The following is a 17,836-nucleotide window of genomic DNA, read 5'->3' as shown; positions in this document are numbered from 1 at the left end:
CGGCGATGATGGCCTTGTGGGACACCCTGCGGCTGGCGTTCGGGACGTTCGTCTCGAACCCGCTGCGCTCCTTCCTGACGCTGCTGGGCATCGTCATCGGCGCCACCACGGTGGTGGCGATGATGGGCATCATCCAGGGGCTGCGGAACCAGGTGAACGAGAGCCTGTCCGACCTGGGCCCCGACTGCTTCCAGGTGCAGCGGCTGCCCTTCGGCGGGCCGCTGTCCCCGGCGGAGCTGGCGAGGCGGCCCCGGCTGAGCGACGACGACCTGAGAGCCATCCGCGAGCAGCCGTTGGTGCTGCGGGCGGCGGCGGAGGACTCGAAGGGGGGCGTGAAGGTGTCCACGGCGCAGCGTGAGTCGCGCGCCAGTGTGAACATCTGGGCGGGCTCGCCGGAGTACTTCCAGACGAACTCGGTGACGGTGGAGAACGGGCGGGCCTTCACGGACACGGAGTACATGGACGGCCGGCGCGTGGTGGTGATTGGGCCGGACCTGGCGGACACGCTGTTCCCCGGCCTGGAGGCGGTGGGGCAGTCGGTCCGCATCCAGGGGCGGAGCTTCCTGGTGGTGGGCACGCTCAAGCGCCGGGGCGGCTTCCTGGGCGGGGGCGGCCAGGACAACAACGTGATGATGCCGCTGACGGTGTTCCGCCAGCTCTTCGGGGCGAGGGACCTGCGGGTGAGCATCCAGGCGCGCTCGGCGGAGCTGCTGCCGCGGGCTCAGGACGAGGTGACGATGCTGATGCGGCGGCGCCATGCGCTGAAGCCGCACGAGGAGGACGACTTCTTCGTCTACTCCAACGAGAGCGCCACGGAGATGTTCAACAACATCTCCACCGTCATCTCGGTGGCCAGCTTCGGGGTGTGCCTGCTGTCGCTGCTGGTGGGCGGCATCGGCATCCTGAACATCATGCTGGTGGCGGTGACGGAGCGGACGCGGGAGATAGGAATCCGCAAGGCGCTGGGGGCGAAGAAGCGGCGCATCCTGGCGCAGTTCGCGCTGGAGGCGGTGGTGCTGTCGCTGGTGGGCGGAGTGCTGGGCGTGGCGCTGGGCGTGGCGCTGGCACACCTGGCGCGGTGGGTGATGGGCCTGCCCACGGAAGTGCCCGGCTGGGCGGTGGCGCTGTCGCTGGCCATGAGCTGCGGAGTCGGCCTGGGCTTCGGCATCTACCCGGCCGCTCGCGCGGCGAAGCTGGACCCCGTGGAGGCGATGCGGACGGAGTAGGGGGCGCGTGGGCCCACGGGCGCATGGTAGGTTGGCTCGATGACTCCTGGATGGCGGGGCTCCTTCCAACTCACCCTGCTCGCCGCCATGGGATGTGCGTCATCCCGCACGGCGGACCCTGACATCGTCAGGCCCGGCTCCGGGCAGCCCATCCTGGAGAAGTTGCCAGGGCCGATGCTGGGGCCCTTTGACGCCTACTCGGATGCGTTGCTCGCGGCGTGCGGGAAGATTCTCTCGAAGCCGCACGCGAGCGCGGGACGCCCGGGGCATCAGGAGTCCGGAACGTTCTGGCGGGTCTCCAGCGAGTACTGCGCCTGAGTCTACTACACGCCGGACGACCAGTACTTCGTGAGCAAGCTGACGGACCAGTCGAAGATCGATCCACTGCATCGGACCAGGACCTGCCTGCTTCCTTCGCAGGTCGAGGATTCGCGCTACCCGGCCAGCAGCATCAAGTACGTCTACGCACTCCACAACCATCCCTATGGGAGCGCTCTCTCGAAGAGCGACATCCGGTTCATCGTTCAAGAGGGTGCCATGCATGGGTTCGAAAGCCAGACCCGGGAAGGGGTTGTCCGGCTCTCCATCGTTGCGTTCTTCTCCCACGACGTGGCGAACCCCACCTGTGATGGATTCCATCAATATGTACCGGTGACGGGGCAGCTCATGCGCTGGACCCAGACGCGAGGCCGATGGAGCTGTGAGCAGACGGGAAGGGTGGAGTGGAGCGGCGATGGAATGGACTTCGCCATCAAGACCGCCACGGGGCCCTGCTTCGGAGGGACGCCATGAGGAGGCTGCTCTGCGTGATGCTCCTGCTCGCATCGGGATGTCCGAGGAACCCGGCTCCTCGTATGGCGATGCTGGAAGAGGACCGGTCCATCATCTTCCCGGAGTTCCACGAGCAACACGCACAGCAGGTCGGCGTACCCGGGAGCATCTACGAACTGGATGGAGCGACGCTCCAGGCCATCAAGGTGGCCTCCGAGGACTTTCTTCCCGTGGACGCCAGGGAAGGCCCCTGTTGGGAGCGGCGAGCCGCCCACAGGTATCGTGTCATCCGCAGGGCCGACATCATCTTTGTCCGGATCGACGTGGACCCCTCGGCATGTGACCGCAAGGTCCTCCCGCTGGACTCGGGAGTGGAATACGCCATTCGAGAGGACGGCCGTATTCTCCGGCGCATCTTCGATGGCGAGCCCGAGGCCCGTCCCGTCGTGGAAGAGCCTGACGCGGGCACGCCCGTGGACGCTGAGGCGTCGGGGCTGACGCCGCCCGTGGGAGCGACATGGGGCGAGCCGTCACTGTCCATCCCACCGGGATGGCTGGATGGAGGTGCAAGGCAGTTACCCACGAGTCCCGACGGGGGGAGCCCGGCTGTGCCGCTCGAATCGTTCGCATGCGCCATGCGAGGAACTACGGCGTGTTCCTGTCGGGGCGAGGTCCGCCTCCCGCCCACTGGTAGCCCACCGTCGCACCCGCGCCGATGACTCCCAGCGCGATGAGCTGACGTGCCGTCTTCAGGTGGGAGCTCGGGCCGGCCAGCTTCACCAGCACCTCGTGGACGACGACGCCGAGCAGCGCGCCCACCGCCGCGCCACCGAGCGCCCCCAGGTACGCGTCACCCGGGTCGCGGCTCCTTCCGAACGCCAGCTCTCCCAGCCCCCACGTGCCGAGCGCCGTCAGTGGCGGCGTCAGCACGAGCCCCGCGCCGAACGCCACCACTTCCATCTCCACCCAGCGCGAGCGGTTGTACGCCTTGGGCCGGAAGAAGAGGAGCCGCGACGGCATCGCGCCCAGGAGCATGCCCGCCGCCGTCTCCGACGCCGTGGCCCCCAGCCGGGTGTCACCGCCCACGCGCGTCGCACCCCAGCTGCCTCCGAGCGGAAGCAGCGCCAGCCCGCCATGCGCCACCCGCGCCTCCGCCGTGAGCGGTACGTCCTCACCGTCCGAGCCCAGCGGCACGCCGCTCATCCCCGGCAGCCGCGTGCCGCCCGTGTCCGGGGAGGCGGGCCCGGCGGGTGCGTCGCGGGACTCCTCGTCCTGCCGCAGGGGCGCGTCCGAGGCCGCGGATGCCACTGGTGCCAGCAGGCACCCCAGGAGCAGGGACACGGTGAACGACACGCGCGGCGCGGGGCAGGGCAGGGACATGGGCACACTGGGGCCACCCGTCCTCCGGCCTGGAGCGCGGTGGCGGGGAACGGTGCGCATCACGCGTGGAGGCGGCCACCCTCTCCCGGACAGGGTGCCCTCCAGCGCACAGCGGCGCCGGGGCCGGATGTTCGCGGGCGGACGCTGGTGTCAGACCGGAGCGTCATGGAGGGCAGATGCACTCCGGCTCCAGGGCGATTAGCTTCCGGAGGTGAAGCTGGCCCCGCTCGTGCTCGTCGCGCTGCTGGTCGCCGGGTGCCCCCATCCCAATCACCGGCACGACCTGCGCATCCGTGCGCTGCCGGAGGGCGGCCCCGAGGCGCGCTCGCTCGCGTACTTCCAATCGCTCGGCGTGGCGCTGGAGCCCGGCCACCGCGTGGAACTGGTGGAGAACGGCCACATCTTCGAGGCCATCGAGGAGGAGATTCGCGCCGCGCGCTCCAGCATCCACATCGCCAGCTACATCTGGCGCCCGGGCGAGCCGTCGGACCGGCTGGTCCAGGCCCTGCGCGAGCGCCAGCCCGGCACCGTCTGCCGCGTGCTCGTGGACCCGCTCGGCAGTGTCAACTTCGAGGCCGTGTCTCCCTCCCTGGTCGAGGCCGGCTGCGACGTGCGCGTCTTCCGCCCCATCCAGGGCTCCATCTCCTCGTTCGACGCCTCCCGCATCAAGGCGCGCATGCACCGCAAAATCGTGGTGCGTGACGGCAGGGTGGGAATCACCGGGGGCTGGGGCATCTGGAAGAGCTGGCTCGGCAACGCGCAGGGGGCGGAGTACTGGCGCGACATGAACGTCCGCGTCGAGGGCCCCACCGTGCGCGACATGCAGGTGGCCTTCGCCCAGAACTGGCAGGAGGCCGGCGGAGACTTCCTCCCGGCCAGCGACTTCCCGGAGCTGCCCGCGGTGGGCGGAGCCCGCGCCGGCTTCGTCGCCAGCACCGGCCACCGCTTCCTGTCCGACGCGCGGCGGATGACGCTGCTCACCATCGCCGCGGCGCGGGAGCGGCTGTGGATTGCCAACGCGTACTTCATCCCCTCGGAAGCCATCAGCGACATGCTCATCGAGAAGGTGAAGCAGGGCGTGGACGTGCGTGTCATCGTGCCCGGGCGGTACCATGACATCGCCCCCGTGCAGTCGGCGCAGCGTGCCACCTACGCGCGGCTGCTCGAAGGGGGCGTGCGTATCTGGGAGTACGAGCTGTCCATGCTGCACTCCAAGACGATGCTCGTGGATGACTCGCTGTCCGTCGTCGGCTCCACCAACCTGGACCCGCTGGCGCTGGCCGGCTCGGAGGAGGGCTCCGTGGTGGTGGAGGACGCGGAGCTGGCCGCGCGGCTCGCGGAGACTTTCGAGAAGGACCTGGGCCACTCGCGCGAAATCCACTGGAGCGGGTGGAAGCGGCGGGGACTCCTGCAGAAGCTGGGGGAGCAGCTCTCCCTGCTCATCGGCGACTACCTGTGAACGGCGCGGGCCTCGTGTGTTAGAGCGCGGCGCATGAGCAACCAGGACGTGGTGGGCCGGGCCGTCATCCGCGAGGCGCGGCCCGAGGATGACGCGGTCGTCGGCGAGCTGCTGGTCGAGGCCTTCCTCACCCAGTACGCGAAGAAGCTGCCGGACGTCGTCTACACCGAGGAGCGCAGGCGCGAGCTGCGCGACGTGGCCTCGCGCCGGAAGGTGGCCTCGGTGCTGGTGGCGGAGGTGGACGGCGAGGTCGCCGGCACGGTGGCCCTCTTCCCGCCGGGCGCGCCGGGCTCGGAGGCGTGGCTGCCGAACGCGGCGGACCTGCGCGGTCTGGCCACCTCGGTGCGCTACCACGGCACCGGGCTGGGCCGGCCCCTGCTGGACGCGGCCGAGGCCCTGGCCCGGCGCTGGGGCGTGGACGCGGTGTGCCTCCACGTGCGCAGGGGCGCGGTGGGCGTGGCGGGCATGTACATGAAGCGCGGCTACGTGCGCGAGCCGGAGGGAGACATGCCGCTGCCCACGGTGTACCTGGAGGCGTACGTGCTGCGCCTCCAGGGCTGACGCCGGGGCCCATCGAGCCGGGCACCGTGGAATGAACGTTCCTTCCACGTGTGGCGCCCGGGAGGCCGCCGGGAGGCGGCCCGCGGGACGGCCGCGCTCCGGCGCCGGGGCCCGCCGCGCTCAGCCTCGCAGCGGCAGGACGAAGCCGAGCTGGAAGCGCGTGCCGGCGTGCTCCGGGCGGACGGTGGCGGTGACCTGGACTCCGCGGCCTTCGTCGGTGGAGACGACCTCGGCGCGGAGCTGGCCGTTCTCGGTGGCGCCGCGGAAGAGGAAGACCTCGGCGGCCTGGGAGAAGATGTCGGAGACCTCTTCTCCGGCGGAGCCGGGTGGGAGCTGGTCCCTCACCCAGGTGGCGAAGCGGACGATGCGGCCGGTGAGGAGCTGCGCGGGCAACGGTACCGAGTAGCCGCCGCCGTACACGGTGGGCGCGGCGGCCAGCAGCACCGCGTCCGCGTTGCGCCCGCTGCCCAGGCCGAGGATGCCTCGCTCCTCCAGGCGAGACTGGGCGCGGATGGGGAGGAACAGCTCGGTGGGGATGGCGAGGCCCTTGTCGCGGCCGGAGGGCAGCTCCCACATGGCCGGGGCGCGCAGCCCGCCGGGCTGGCCCATGATGCGCGCGAAGGCGCCGGTGTCGCGGAAGCTGGCCGCGAGCATCGCCGCCACCGCGAGCGCGGGGCTGGTGAAGCTCACGCGCTTCGCCACGCCACGGCCCTCGCTGGCCACCACCGCGCGGTTGAGGACGGCGCACAGCCAGCGCGCGGACTCGTCCTGGCGCAGCTCCGCCCACGCCTCGGAGATGGTGTCCCGCTCCTCTTCCAGGCCCAGGGCCAGCTCGCCCGGGGTGAGGCCCAGCAGCGACGGAGGCACCGCGGCAACGACGGGGACCTGGGCGCGCTCGCCCAGCGCCGCGAGCCTGCCCAGCAGGGCGACGTCATCGCTCGCGTCCACGACGAAGACGGCGTCGGGCCGGTCGAAGGGGTCGGCCGCGAGCACGGCCTGGAGGGAGTCGAGGAGCCAGGGGTGGCTCACGTCGAGCACCTCCACGGCGAGGCCGGAGGACTTGGGGCACTGGTCCAGCAGCCACTTGAGGCCGCGCCACGCGGACTCGAGGTGGGCGACGGGCTCGGCGGCGAGGAGGTCCTTCGCGGTGAGGAGGAGGGCCTCCTCGATGACGTCGCGGGCCGTCTTGCGCGAGGCGGCGGGCGGCGGAGGCGAGGACGACGGGGAGGCGGGAGCGCGGGGATTGATGGCGCGCAGGAAGGCGTCCACGGCGCGGGACGCGGCGGCGGGGGAGCCCGCCTCGGCGCGGTTGAGGAGGGCCTCCACCAATTCGTCTCCGGACGTGGCGGGAGGCGGCGGAGGTGCGTCGGGGAGGGGAGGCGCGGCGGCGCGGAGGGCCTCGGCGACGGCGTCGGGGAGGCGCCCGGGGCCGGTGATGCTGGCGACGCGGGAGGCGGCCTCCTCGGGGCTCAGCGGGCGGAGCGGGTCGGAGCCGGCGAGCTCCTCGCGCAGGGCGTGGAGGGCACGCAGTACGGGGACGGTGGTGATGAGGTCGGCGAGGCCGAAGGCGCGGAGCCGGTCGAAGGACAGCTCGACGGTGCGGGAGTCACTGGCGCCGAGCCGGTCGGGGACGGTGACGCGCAGCCCGCTGGCGGCGCGCGCGAGCTCGGCGCCGAAGGACTCGGGGGTGAGATGGAAGCGCCGGCCGGAGGGAGCGGGGGAGAAGGTTCCCGCCACCAGCCACCGCACGCGTGCTCCTTCTGGACTGCTTCCGCTCTGACTCATGGACCGTTCCCGCCTGGTTCGTGGAGGGCGGCTACGTTAGCGCGCCGGGCGGGCGTTTCAGAATGGGGTGGCCGGCCCAGGCCGCGGGGCCTACCCTCCACCCGCCATGTCCATCCGCAAGGACTATATCGAGCGTCTCATCGAGGAGTTCGCCGCCGCGCTCGCCCGCATCCTCAAGGCCCGGCGGGAACAGCGCTTCACGGACGCGCGGCAGCTCATCCAGGACACGGCGCTCTCCTCGCTCGGCATGGAGTACGGCGCCCTGCTGCTCGCGGACCCCGCGTCCACCGCGCGGCTGCTCGGGGACCCCGCTCGCGTGAAGGTCCTCGCCCGGCTGGTGGCCGAGGACGGCGAGCTGCTCCAGCAGCAGGGCGACGCCTCCACCGCCTCCTCCCGCTTCCAGTACGCGCTCGCGCTGTACGTCGAGGCCCGGAGCCAGGGCCTTCCTCCCGACGCGGAGGACACCGCCACCCTCGCGAGACTCCGCTCGGCCCTGGGCCTGGACGCTCGCGGCTGAACGAGCAGCCCTCCCGGCGTCTCGCGGCGCCTCACCGGCAGGTGGACACGTGATGCGGATATTGAACGTGTCACCAAGGGGGGAGCGCGCATGTCGGGGAGGCATGGACTCGCCATCGTCTGGGCCGTGGGTGGGCTGCTGACGATGCTGCTGGGCGGCTGTGCGGCCACCCGCCCCGAGACGATTACGACGGTCGAAGGCCCCGTGACCCACGGCGTCATCGCCCGGCGGCTCGAAGTCCTGGGCCTGCTGCGCCTGACGACGACGAGCGGGAATATTCCAGAGGCCGCCGATTCCCACTTCGTCGAGGCGACGGTGGAGGTGCCGGTGGGGACCGCGGTCATCCTCCCGTCACTCACCGGGTGGGGGCTCGGTTATGGCACCGCCCAGCCGAACCCCGGCGCGCCCGACGCGAGGCTCGACTGGGATTCGGAAGACCACCACTGGGGCCTGGGCAACGTCGAGGTCTCCGTGGTCCGAATTCATCCGCCCAACACCGCCACGCAGCCACCGACGCAGCTGGCGGACCTCAGCATCCGGTTCTTCCTGTCCGACGACAACCACGACGACCCCTGGTTCGGGGCCGTCAACTACAGCCTGCTGTGTCTCGGCGTGCCCGGGACGGAGCTCGGCCAGTGGGCGCCGCTCGAGCTGGAGCCGCCGAAGATGACCATCAACCCACGGTGACGCGCGAGAGGAGGCGAAGATGTGTCGGCGTCATGTCTGGCTGGAACTGGCCGCCCTGCTCGTCGCCGTGAGCAGCGGGTGTGCCAGCGGCCCCATCCGCATCGGCGTGGGAGTGGTGGATGACGCGGACTACACCCTCACCCAGGTCAGCATCCTTCCTCCGCCTCCGCAGCCCGGCGCCGGGGTCGTGACGGTTCGCATCGCCTACGAGCTCCACCAGCCCGGAGGCAACGTCGCGCCCGCGGTCCAGGTGTTCGACGATGACGGCGCCCTCAACGCGGACGACGTGGTGGACCGGGGACAGCTCGTGGTGGACGCGCGCAACCTCTCGCCGGGGCCACATGAGGGCACCCTCACGTTCACCCTGACCTGTGACGCAGACAACAAGGTGGTGGGGCGGTTGGACGGCACCGGCGAAGGGCACAACCCGGCGATTGGTCCCCGCAACCCGGCGGACATCAAGGCGAGGGTGGGGCGGCCAGGAAACGCGAGCCATCCCACCCTGGTTTCGAACGAAGTCGAGCTGTGGTGCGAGTCATGACGAGTCCCTTTCTCCTTCGCGCGGTGGGAGTCCTCCTCCTGGTCGCCCTGGCCGGTTGCACCCAGCGGCGCGGGCTGGTCATCACCGAGTGGTTTCCGGAAGTGGTGGAGCTCTACCTGGATGAGCCGGCGAGCGAGACCCTGGACCTGTCTCCCTTCTCCATCCAGGTCCGTGCCCGCCAGGACCTGAACCCCAACGTCGACGAGCCCGACTACGCCAACCAGGCGGGGCTCCTGGGGACGATGTCGGGCGGGAGCTATCTCGTCATCTTCGAGGAGTTCGGCTACAGCGGCCCTCCGGTCTCCAGCACCTATACCGACCCCGTCACCGCGCGACAGGTCCCCGGAATCAAGGTGGCGGAGGGGTTCTTTGGCTGGAACCTGGGCGGGGCCAGCACCTCGTTGCGGATTTCAGGCGTCACGAGAGGCCCGGGTGGTATCGCCGGCCTGTTCCACGTCCGCCAGTCCGTCGATGACGTGCTCCTGCTGGGGGGCCGGCCACGGCCCTCGATTGGAGGCGACTTCACCGAGGACACGCCCTCGCCGGTGCCGCTTCCGTTGGCCCCACAGACAATGGGCCGGAAGTGGGGACCCGGCGGCCCTCTGGACAATGACGTGGAAAGCGACTGGCGCGCCGGCCCGCGAACCTTCGGTGAGCCGTCTCGCTAGTGTCTTCCATTCATGAAATGACGCTCTGCATTGGCCGGTTTCCAGCACTCCGGCTGTCTGGATACGTGACAGTCCACTGATTCAAGGATGACCCGCTCCTGGCCCGGGTTGCCGGGCTGTCATCGCTCGCGGTTATGATGGAGCGCACCTCGTTCACGCTACGCCTGGGGGGTGCGCGTGTCCTTCATCCAGCTTCCTGAGAGCGTCGTTCCGTGTCGCAACCTGGTGGGGGGCGAGTGGCAGATGCCCTCGGGCGCGAGCCTCCTCGACGTACGCAGTCCGTACACGGGCACCGTCATCGGCCGGGTGCCGCTCACGCCCACCGCGGGCGTGGCGCGGGCGGTGGAGGCCGCCCGGCCCGCCGCCGCGCTCTGGCGCACCCTGCCGCTGCGCGAGCGCACCCAGTTCCTCTTCCGCTTCCGCCAGCTCGTGGAGCGCGACCTGGAGCGGCTCGCGAACCTCGCCGCCAGCGAGGCCGGCAAGACGGTGGCGGAGGGACGCGCCGGGCTCCTCAAGGGCCTGGAGGTCTGCGACTTCGCCCTGTCCCTCCAGAACCTCGACACCGGTGGCCACATGGAGGTCAGCCGCGGCGTCACCTGTGAGTTCCGCCGCGAGCCGCTCGGCATCGTCGCCGGAATCACGCCCTTCAACTTCCCGGCGATGGTGCCGATGTGGATGTTCCCCATCGCCGTCACGCTGGGCAACGCCTTCATCCTCAAGCCTTCCGAGAAGGTGCCCCTCACCGCGTGCGCGCTCGGCGAGCTGATGTGCGAGGCCGGCTATCCGCCCGGTGTCTTCTCCGTCGTGCACGGCGGCAAGGAGGCCGTGGACGCGCTGGTGGCGCACCCGGAGGTGCAGGCGCTGGGCTTCGTGGGCTCGTCCGCCGTCGCGCGCCACGTGTACGCGGAGGGCTGCAAGCGCGGCAAGCGCGTGCTCGCGCTGGGCAGCGCGAAGAACCACGTCATCATCGTCCCCGACGCGGACCCCGAGCTGACGCCGCAGGCCGTGGTCGACTCCTTCACCGGCTGCGCGGGCCAGCGCTGCATGGCCGCCAGCGTGCTGCTCGCCGTCGGCGACGTGGAGCCCCTCATCCAGGAAGTTTCCCGCCGCGCGGCCCGGCTGGAGGTGGGCCCCGGCATGGGCGCCCTCATCGACCGCGGCGCGGTGGACCGGCTGGAGACGGCGATTGCCCGCGCGGAAGCCGAGGGCGCGAAGGTGCTGCTCGACGGGCGCGGGAAGCGGCCCGCCGGAGACGCGTGGGCCGGCGGCAACTGGCTGGGGCCCACGCTGCTGGACGGCGTGCGCCCGGAGATGGAGGCCGCGCGGCGCGAGCTGTTCGGCCCGGTGCTCTCCATCATCCGCGTGCCCACGCTGTCCGCGGCGCTGGAGGTGGAGAACGCGTCGCCCTACGGCAACGCGGCCTCCATCTTCACGACGAATGGCGCGGTGGCGCAGGCCGTGGTGGAGGGCGTGCGCGCCGGCATGGTGGGCGTCAACGTGGGCGTCCCCGTGCCGCGCGAGCCCTTCTCGTTTGGTGGCACCGGTGACTCGCGCTTCGGCCATGGCGACATCACCGGCCCGTCCAGCCTCGACTTCTGGACGGCGCTGAAGAAGGTCACCCGCAAGTGGTCGGCCCGCACCGACGGCTCGTGGATGAGCTGATCCGCTTCCGGTCCTCGCGCTCGACATTCCCCGCGCCCGCAAGGAGGGCGTCCCATGGCAGACAAGAAGCCCGTCAATCACATCCGCCTCACCTCCCATCCGGATGGTGAGACTCCGGGTGTCCCCATCCGCTGGGGCGACCCCGAGCCCCTGCGCCGCGGCCCCGTGGTGGCCACCCTCACCGAGCCCGCGCACCGCAACGTCATCGGCACGCACTCCGGCGCGTACGCGGTGTACCGCGCGCTCGCCGTGGCCGCGGGCAAGCTGCCGCAGGACCACCGGGCGGACCTGAAGAACACCTCGCCCGCCGCGCAGATTGGCCCGTACCCGTCCTGGAGCGACCCGGAGCGCATCGTCTCGTTGGACCCGTGGGGCGCGGTGGCCCCCCAGGTCTTCCGCGCCTACGCGGAGCAGGACATCGACTTCCGGCCCACCATCGCCGTCACCAAGGCCCACATCAACCTGCCCGAGCTGCGCGACGCCGTCATCGCCGGGCGCCTGAAGCCGGATGGCGATTTGCTCCAGGCCAACGGCGACATCAAGGTGACGAAGGCCGCGGTGGAGCCGGTGTGGTACCTGCCGGGCATCGCGAAGCGCTTCGGGATGACGGAGAGCGCGCTGCGCCGCGGCCTCTTCGAGCACACGGGCGGCATGTTCCCGGAGCTGATTACCCGCCCGGACCTGCACGTCTTCCTGCCGCCCATCGGCGGGCTCACGCTGTATGCCTTCGGCCACGTCGAGGCGCTGGCGGACCGGGACACGCCGCTGGCGGTGCGCGTGCATGACGAGTGCAACGGCTCGGACGTGTTCGGCAGCGACATCTGCACGTGCCGGCCGTACCTGGCGCACGGCATCGAGGAGTGCGTGCGCATGGCGCAGAATGGGGGCTCGGGCCTCATCGTCTACCTGCGCAAGGAGGGCCGCGCGCTGGGCGAGGTGACGAAGTTCCTCGTCTACAACGCGCGCAAGCGGCAGGAGGGCGGCGACTCGGCGGCCACCTACTTCCAGCGCACCGAGTGCGTGGCCGGCGTGCAGGACATGCGCTTCCAGGAATTGATGCCGGACGTGCTGCACTGGCTGGGCATCACCCGCATCCACCGCTTCGTGTCCATGAGCGACATGAAGCACGACGCCATCGTCCGCTCGGGCATCGAAATCCTGGAGCGGGTTCCCATTCCGGACGAGCTCATCCCCGCCGACGCGAAGGTGGAGATGGAGGCGAAGAAGGCGGCCGGCTACTTCACGAAGGGCCCGGTGGCGGACGCGACGGCGCTGGCCCAGGTCAAGGGACGGGACCTCGATGTCTGACACCTCACTGGCAAGGTCCGACGTCTCTCCCGCCGTGGCGTGGCTGCGCACGCCGTCCGCCATCCGCGAGCGGTGCCACCAGTTGCTGGACCTGGGACTGGCGGGCCGGCTGGCGCACTTCCGCGTGGAGCCCTCGCGGCTGCCCACGGTGGTGGACACGGTGCTGCAGGTGACACGCGAGTGCTACCCCACGCTGGAGATTCCGCTGCACAGCCGCTGGGGCCACTTCGACGCGGGCGGCGTGGCGCGCGTGGAGGAGTTGAACGAGCGGCTGAAGGACGCGACGCCGCAGGAGCGGGCGCGGGCCAAGCTGGACCTCGTGGTGGTGAGCGTGCTGCTGGACGCGGGCAGCGGGCCGAAGTGGCGCTACCGCGAGCGGGGCGGCGGCACGTGGGCGCGCTCGGAGGGACTGGCCGTCGCCAGCTTCCGGATGTTCATGGATGGCGTCTTCTCGTCGGACCCGGACCGGCCGCTGCGCGCGGACGCGGAGGCGCTGGGCCGGCTCACCCGCGAGGCGCTCGCGCGGGGGATGCAGGTGTCGGACTCCAACCCGCTGGACGGGCTGGACGGGCGGCTGCACCTGATGCATGGGCTGGCGAAGGTGCTGCCCCGGCCGGGAGCGCTCTTCGACATCATCACCGCGCAGCGGCGCTCCGTGCGGGCCGCGGAGCTGCTGGGGCTGGTGCTGGAGGTGCTGGGCCCCATCTGGCCGGGCCGCGTCATGGTGGACGCGGTGAACCTGGGCGACGTGTGGCCGCACTCGGCGCTGGGCCCGGTGGAGAGCGTGGAGGCGCTGGTGCCCTTCCACAAGCTGTCGCAGTGGCTGACGTACTCGCTGGTGGAGCCGCTGGCCGAGGCCGGCGTGGTGGTGACGGAGCTGGACGGCCTCACCGGCCTGCCCGAGTACCGCAACGGCGGCCTCTTCGTGGACCTGGGCGTGCTGGTGCCCCGTGACACGAAAATCACCACCGTGGCGCTGCACCCGGGGGACGAGCCCATCGTGGAGTGGCGCGCGCTGACGGTGGCGCTGCTGGACAGGGTGGCGGCGCTGGTGCGCGGCCGGCTGGGGATGAACGCGGAGGAGTTGCCGCTGGCGAAGGTGCTGCAAGGGGGGACGTGGACGGCGGGGCGGCGGGTGGCGGCGGAGCTGCGCCCCGGTGGCGTGCCGCCCATCCGCGTGGACAGTGACGGCACGGTGTTCTGACCGAGGGAGGATGCAATGGAGTTCCCGAACTGCACGGTGGTGGACCATCCGCTGGTGAAGCACAAGCTGACGCTGATGCGGCGGGCGGAGACGAGCACCGCCTCCTTCCGCGCGCTGCTCCAGGAAATCTCGTTGCTGCTGGCGTACGAGGCCTTCCGCGACCTCAAGCTGCGCGACGAGGAAATCCAGACGCCGATGGCGAAGACGGTGGCGCCGGTGCTGGACGGGAAGAAGCTGGTGCTGGTGGCCATCCTCCGCGCGGGGCAGGGCATCCTCGACGGCATGCTGCAACTCGTGCCGTCCGCGCGCGTGGGGCACATCGGCCTGTACCGCGACCCGGAGACGCTGGCGGCGGTGGAGTACTACTACCGGGTGCCGGGGCAGCTCGCGGACCGCGACGTGGTGGTGTGTGACCCGATGCTGGCCACGGGCAACTCGGCGGTGGCGGCCCTCCAGCGGCTGAAGCGGAACAAGCCCGGCTCCGTGCGCTTCGTGTGCCTGCTGGCGAGCCCGGAAGGGCTGACGAACCTGCGCGAGCACCACCCGGACGTGCACGTGTACACCGCGGCCATCGACGAGCGGCTCGACGAGCACGGCTACATCATCCCGGGCCTGGGTGACGCGGGAGACCGGCTCTTCGGCACGAAGTAGCGCGGAACGGAGCTTCCATTCCGCGGCCGGCGCATCGCCGGGGTCTCAGAACGGCGGGCGGCTCTCGAATGCGAGGCGCTCGCCGGTCCGTGGGTGGGTGAACGTCAGGGCCTCGGCGTGGAGCAGCAGCCGGGGGCCGGCCTGGCCGTACAGCGCGTCACCGGCGATGGCCGCGCCGAGCCCGAGCGGATGCGCGGCGTGGAGCCGCAGCTGGTGCGCGTGCCGGGTGCGGGGCAGGAACGAGACGCGGGTCCGGGTGCCGGTCCGCTGAGTGACGCGCCACTCCGAGACGGCGCGCTTGCCGTGGACCGGGTCCACCTGCTGGCGGAGCCGTTCGTCCGCGTCGGCACGGAGCGGCAGCTCGATGACGCCGTGGTCACCTGCCACGGTGCCTTCGAGCCAGGCGACGTGACGGAGGTCCGCCTCACGGCGCGCGAGCTGCCGGCGGAGCGCCGCCTGTGTCTCCGGGTCCTTCGCCAGGAGCAGGAGCCCGGAGGCTTCCGTGTCGAGCGCATGCACGACCAGGAGATTCAATTCCTTCCGCTGGAGCCGGACGAGGACCGAGTCACGTTGGCGCGCATGACGGCCGGGCGCGGACAGGAGGCCGTACGGCTTGTCCACGACGAGCAGCCACGGATCCTCGAACAACACGCGTGGCTCCTCTCGCGAGGTGGGCGCCGTGCTGCCGGGCGGCGCGGGTTCCACGCTCAGTCCTTCGAGCATGTACGGCAGCACCCTCCCGCACTTGCCCTGACAGGCCGGGTAGTACTCGCCCGCGCGCCGCTCTCCCTTCGTGGGCGGCGCGCCCCACCAGAACTCCGCGAGCGCCAGGGGCCGCAGGTGGTGCGCATAGGCCCAGGCGAAGAGCTTGGGTGCGGCGCAGTCACCCGCGCCACCGGGAGGCGCCTCGGGCTCGAACAGGGCCGTGAGGGACTGGCGCTCCCCGCGCGCATTCGGGAGGACGTAGCTGTCGGTGAGCTGCCGCCAGAGCTGGCGTGAGCGCTCCGCTCGCAGGTGTTCAATCTCGGCGCGGCTTGCGCCAGGCTCTCGTGGGTCCGCATGGCGCAGCTCGAGCGTGCGCAGCTCTGCCTGCCCACCGGGCCAGAACGTGTCGCGCGCGACGGGGTCGAACAGCGGGGGCGCGAAGCCCTCGACGTGCCAGTGTCCACCCAGCATGCCGGAGAAGCCCCGCAGGTAGCCGATGCGGCCGTCCTCCGCCGCGACGACCAGCACTCCGAACATCTTCCCGCCCCCGGGCGCCTCGAGGACGCCCGGGTCGAAGCCCGCCGGGACGTCTCCAGCGCGCAGGAGTGCTTGCAGCTCCTCGGCGGCGCGGCGCGCGAGCGGATGCGGAGGGCGCGGGTCGAACGGGCTGGCGAGCCGTGCAGGCACCTCGGCCGGAGCCGGTCGGGGCTCGAAGTACGTCACGGCCGCTGGTGGGGGCGCCTCGCTCACGAGGTCACCCTCTACCAGCCAGGCCTTGGGTCCGGATACGGGCCAGGCACGGGGGGCCAGCCTGCCCGGCAGGACGGGTTGCCGTGAGCCGGGGCGCATCAGCTAGTCTCGCGACCGCCTCTCACCCCAATTCCTACCCATGACAGACCCAGCCTCTCCCGCGGCTCCCTCGGACGCGCCGCTCCAGTTCGAGCGCGCCGAGTTCACCGAGCCGCGTGCGGCTCCGAAGTGCGCGCTGTGCCAGCGCGCCATCACCGGTACGTACTTCGAGGCGAATGGTCAGCTCCTCTGCCCGTCGTGCAAGGACGCCGTGGAGGCGTCGATGACGGGCGGCTCGAAGTCGGGCCGGTTCTTCCGTGCGCTCGCCTTCGGCACGGGTGCGGCGATTGCGGGCGCGGTGCTGTACTTCGGCGTCTCCGCGCTGACCGGCTACAACCTCGGCCTCATCGCCATCGCCGTGGGCTGGGGCGTGGGTGCCGCCGTGCGGAAGGGCTCGGACGGGCGCGGGGGCCGCTTCTACCAGGTGCTCGCCGTGCTGCTGACCTACCTGTCCGTTTGCGGCTCGCTCGCGCCGGATGTCTACGAGGGCTTCTCCTCGGCCTCGGATGCCGAGGCCACCGATGGGGCCGCGCCGGAAGAGATGCCCGTCGTGTTCCGGGTCATCGTGTCGGGCATCCTCTCGCTGGCGGCGCCCGTCCTCGTGGGCATGGAGAGCCCCATCTCCCTGCTCATCTACGGCTTCGCCCTGTGGGAGGCGTGGCGAAGGAATACCCGCGCCGTGCTGAAGATTGACGGGCCCTTCCAGCTCGCTCCCGCTGGCGAAGCACCGGCGCCCGAGTCCGAGGGCAAGGCCCAGGAGCAGTCCGTTGGCTGAAGCCGTCGCCGCCGTCACGCGCTGCGAGGGGTGCGGCTCAGAGCTGGGCCCCCGGTTGCTCACCTGTCCGTCCTGTCACCGGCTGGTGTACGCGAAGGAGCTCCAGCGGCTCGCGAGCGAGGCCGAGGCCGCCACCGCGCGCGATGAGCCGGCCGTGGCGCTGGAGACCTGGCGCCGCGCCCTGGAATTGCTGCCGCCGGGCTCCAGCCAGCACGCGCAGGTCACCGCCCGGGTGGAGGCGCTGAGCCGGAAGGTGGATGCGCCCGGACTCCTCGGCGCCGTGTCGGCGGGGACGCAGGCGGGACAGAAGTCGAACATGCCCAAGGTGCTCGCCGCGCTGGGGACGCTCGGGCTGCTCATGTGGAAGTTCAAGTTCGTGCTCGTCTTCCTCCTGGGCAAGGGCAAGCTGCTGCTGCTCGGGCTGACGAAGGCGAGCACGCTGTTCTCCATGCTGCTCGCGCTGAGCGTGTACTGGGCCGCGTGGGGCTGGGTGTTCGCGCTCGGGTTGATTGCCTCCATCTACGTGCACGAGATGGGGCACGTGGCGGCGCTGCGCCGCTTCGGCATGCAGGCCAGCGCGCCCATGTTCATCCCCGGCCTCGGCGCCTTCGTGCGGCTCAAGCAGACGCCGGTGGATGCACGCGAGGACGCACGGGTGGGGCTCGCGGGGCCCATCTGGGGCTTCGGCGCGGCGGTGGTGCTGTTCGGCGCCGCGCTCGTCACCGGGTGGAAGAGCCTGGGCGCCATTGCCCACGCCGCCGCGTGGCTCAACCTCTTCAACCTCCTCCCCGTCTGGCAGCTCGACGGAGGCCGCGGGTTCCGTGCCCTGTCGCGGAAGCAGCGCTGGCTGGCGGTGGCGGTCATCGGCGCCTGCTGGTTCCTCACCGCCGAGGGGCTGCTGGTGCTGCTGCTGCTCGGCGCCGGGTTCCAGGCCGTGGCCATGCCCGGAGCCGAGGAGGGCGACACCCGCGCCACCGTGGAGTACGGCTTCCTCGTCGCCGCGCTCAGCGCCCTGGGCTGGGCCGCGCAGCGGTGGATGGGCACGGCGCTGGCGATGTGAGCGGACCTGCCGCGGTGAGTCACCGGG

At 71.4% G+C, this 17,836-nt stretch carries 18 protein-coding genes; 15 read left to right on the top strand and 3 right to left on the bottom strand.

The window, feature by feature from the left end:
• Positions 1-5: 5 nt before the first annotated feature.
• From K8638_RS13625 to K8638_RS13615, 3 genes are read left to right on the top strand one after another with little or no spacing between them, the layout of a single operon-like run.
• Positions 6-1,226 carry an ABC transporter permease gene (locus K8638_RS13625; RefSeq protein WP_223754936.1) on the top strand — a complete coding sequence of 407 codons (1,221 nt, stop codon included), beginning with the start codon at positions 6-8 and terminating at the stop codon, positions 1,224-1,226.
• A 39-nt stretch (positions 1,227-1,265) separates the two neighbouring features.
• Positions 1,266-1,544, top strand: a complete 279-nt coding sequence (locus tag K8638_RS13620) for a hypothetical protein (protein WP_223754935.1) — start codon at positions 1,266-1,268, stop codon at positions 1,542-1,544.
• A 30-nt stretch (positions 1,545-1,574) separates the two neighbouring features.
• Entirely contained in the window at positions 1,575-2,018 is a 444-nt protein-coding gene (locus K8638_RS13615; protein ID WP_223754934.1) for a hypothetical protein, read from the top strand.
• A 624-nt stretch (positions 2,019-2,642) separates the two neighbouring features.
• Here K8638_RS13615 and K8638_RS13610 read toward each other — a convergent pair.
• Entirely contained in the window at positions 2,643-3,377 is a 735-nt protein-coding gene (locus K8638_RS13610) for a hypothetical protein (protein WP_223754933.1), read from the bottom strand.
• Between the two features lie 211 nt (positions 3,378-3,588).
• On the opposite strand from K8638_RS13610, the gene K8638_RS13605 reads away from it, so the two are divergent.
• On the top strand, positions 3,589-4,836 hold the full coding sequence (locus tag K8638_RS13605; RefSeq protein WP_223754932.1) for a phospholipase D-like domain-containing protein: 1,248 nt from the start codon (positions 3,589-3,591) through the stop codon (positions 4,834-4,836).
• 33 nt (positions 4,837-4,869) lie between these two features.
• A complete protein-coding gene (locus tag K8638_RS13600; protein ID WP_223754931.1) occupies positions 4,870-5,397 on the top strand; it encodes a GNAT family N-acetyltransferase in 528 nt (175 codons plus the stop codon).
• A gap of 120 nt (positions 5,398-5,517) precedes the next feature.
• Here the strand turns inward: K8638_RS13600 and K8638_RS13595 are convergent, their stop codons facing one another.
• The gene (locus K8638_RS13595) at positions 5,518-7,146 is read right to left on the bottom strand and encodes a type VI secretion system contractile sheath domain-containing protein (protein ID WP_223754930.1); all 1,629 of its coding nucleotides are present in this window, start codon (positions 7,144-7,146) and stop codon (positions 5,518-5,520) included.
• A 142-nt stretch (positions 7,147-7,288) separates the two neighbouring features.
• Here K8638_RS13595 and K8638_RS13590 point away from each other — a divergent pair, with 142 nt between their 5' ends.
• The 8 genes from K8638_RS13590 (at position 7,289) to upp (ending at position 14,420) form a co-directional block, all read left to right on the top strand.
• Complete coding sequence (locus K8638_RS13590; RefSeq protein ID WP_223754929.1) at positions 7,289-7,699, top strand: hypothetical protein; 411 nt, start codon at positions 7,289-7,291, stop codon at positions 7,697-7,699.
• A gap of 90 nt (positions 7,700-7,789) precedes the next feature.
• Positions 7,790-8,386 carry a hypothetical protein gene (locus K8638_RS13585; protein ID WP_223754928.1) on the top strand — a complete coding sequence of 199 codons (597 nt, stop codon included), beginning with the start codon at positions 7,790-7,792 and terminating at the stop codon, positions 8,384-8,386.
• Between the two features lie 19 nt (positions 8,387-8,405).
• Positions 8,406-8,927, top strand: a complete 522-nt coding sequence (locus tag K8638_RS13580; protein WP_223754927.1) for a hypothetical protein — start codon at positions 8,406-8,408, stop codon at positions 8,925-8,927.
• The gene (locus K8638_RS13575) at positions 8,924-9,595 is read left to right on the top strand and encodes a hypothetical protein (protein WP_223754926.1); all 672 of its coding nucleotides are present in this window, start codon (positions 8,924-8,926) and stop codon (positions 9,593-9,595) included. Before K8638_RS13580 ends, K8638_RS13575 begins: the two co-directional genes overlap by 4 nt.
• Before the next feature lie 177 nt (positions 9,596-9,772).
• Positions 9,773-11,257: a CoA-acylating methylmalonate-semialdehyde dehydrogenase gene (gene mmsA / locus K8638_RS13570; RefSeq protein WP_223754925.1), complete on the top strand. Its 1,485-nt coding sequence runs from the start codon at positions 9,773-9,775 to the stop codon at positions 11,255-11,257.
• A gap of 54 nt (positions 11,258-11,311) precedes the next feature.
• Positions 11,312-12,565, top strand: coding sequence for a GTP cyclohydrolase II (locus K8638_RS13565; RefSeq protein ID WP_223754924.1), 1,254 nt, complete (start codon positions 11,312-11,314; stop codon positions 12,563-12,565).
• The gene (locus K8638_RS13560; protein WP_223754923.1) at positions 12,558-13,769 is read left to right on the top strand and encodes a DUF1688 family protein; all 1,212 of its coding nucleotides are present in this window, start codon (positions 12,558-12,560) and stop codon (positions 13,767-13,769) included. Before K8638_RS13565 ends, K8638_RS13560 begins: the two co-directional genes overlap by 8 nt.
• 15 nt (positions 13,770-13,784) lie before the next feature.
• Positions 13,785-14,420: a uracil phosphoribosyltransferase gene (upp, locus tag K8638_RS13555; protein ID WP_223754922.1), complete on the top strand. Its 636-nt coding sequence runs from the start codon at positions 13,785-13,787 to the stop codon at positions 14,418-14,420.
• A 45-nt stretch (positions 14,421-14,465) separates the two neighbouring features.
• Here upp and K8638_RS13550 read toward each other — a convergent pair whose 3' ends face one another.
• Positions 14,466-15,875, bottom strand: coding sequence for an RluA family pseudouridine synthase (locus K8638_RS13550; protein ID WP_223754921.1), 1,410 nt, complete (start codon positions 15,873-15,875; stop codon positions 14,466-14,468).
• A gap of 139 nt (positions 15,876-16,014) precedes the next feature.
• On the opposite strand from K8638_RS13550, the gene K8638_RS13545 reads away from it, so the two are divergent.
• Together K8638_RS13545 and K8638_RS13540 are read left to right on the top strand one after the other, a co-directional pair.
• Positions 16,015-16,749: a hypothetical protein gene (locus K8638_RS13545; RefSeq protein WP_223754920.1), complete on the top strand. Its 735-nt coding sequence runs from the start codon at positions 16,015-16,017 to the stop codon at positions 16,747-16,749.
• Positions 16,742-17,809, top strand: a complete 1,068-nt coding sequence (locus K8638_RS13540) for a site-2 protease family protein (protein WP_223754919.1) — start codon at positions 16,742-16,744, stop codon at positions 17,807-17,809. Before K8638_RS13545 ends, K8638_RS13540 begins: the two co-directional genes overlap by 8 nt.
• Positions 17,810-17,836 lie beyond the last annotated feature (27 nt).

The sequence above is a fragment of the Myxococcus sp. RHSTA-1-4 genome, assembly GCF_020037125.1.
Classification (GTDB): domain Bacteria; phylum Myxococcota; class Myxococcia; order Myxococcales; family Myxococcaceae; genus Myxococcus.
This window is presented reverse-complemented; position numbering and strand designations above follow the sequence as displayed.

Bases quoted from the DNA above. Each gene is read 5' to 3' on its own strand.
- K8638_RS13625 (WP_223754936.1), top strand. From the start codon at position 6: ATGATGGCCTTGTGGGACACCCTGCGGCTGGCGTTCGGGACGTTCGTC.
- K8638_RS13620 (WP_223754935.1), top strand. From the start codon at position 1,266: ATGACTCCTGGATGGCGGGGCTCCTTCCAACTCACCCTGCTCGCCGCC.
- K8638_RS13610 (WP_223754933.1), bottom strand. From the start codon at position 3,377: ATGTCCCTGCCCTGCCCCGCGCCGCGCGTGTCGTTCACCGTGTCCCTG.
- K8638_RS13600 (WP_223754931.1), top strand. From the start codon at position 4,870: ATGAGCAACCAGGACGTGGTGGGCCGGGCCGTCATCCGCGAGGCGCGG.
- K8638_RS13590 (WP_223754929.1), top strand. From the start codon at position 7,289: ATGTCCATCCGCAAGGACTATATCGAGCGTCTCATCGAGGAGTTCGCC.
- K8638_RS13585 (WP_223754928.1), top strand. From the start codon at position 7,790: ATGTCGGGGAGGCATGGACTCGCCATCGTCTGGGCCGTGGGTGGGCTG.
- K8638_RS13580 (WP_223754927.1), top strand. From the start codon at position 8,406: ATGTGTCGGCGTCATGTCTGGCTGGAACTGGCCGCCCTGCTCGTCGCC.
- K8638_RS13575 (WP_223754926.1), top strand. From the start codon at position 8,924: ATGACGAGTCCCTTTCTCCTTCGCGCGGTGGGAGTCCTCCTCCTGGTC.
- K8638_RS13565 (WP_223754924.1), top strand. From the start codon at position 11,312: ATGGCAGACAAGAAGCCCGTCAATCACATCCGCCTCACCTCCCATCCG.
- K8638_RS13560 (WP_223754923.1), top strand. From the start codon at position 12,558: ATGTCTGACACCTCACTGGCAAGGTCCGACGTCTCTCCCGCCGTGGCG.
- upp (WP_223754922.1), top strand. From the start codon at position 13,785: ATGGAGTTCCCGAACTGCACGGTGGTGGACCATCCGCTGGTGAAGCAC.
- K8638_RS13545 (WP_223754920.1), top strand. From the start codon at position 16,015: ATGACAGACCCAGCCTCTCCCGCGGCTCCCTCGGACGCGCCGCTCCAG.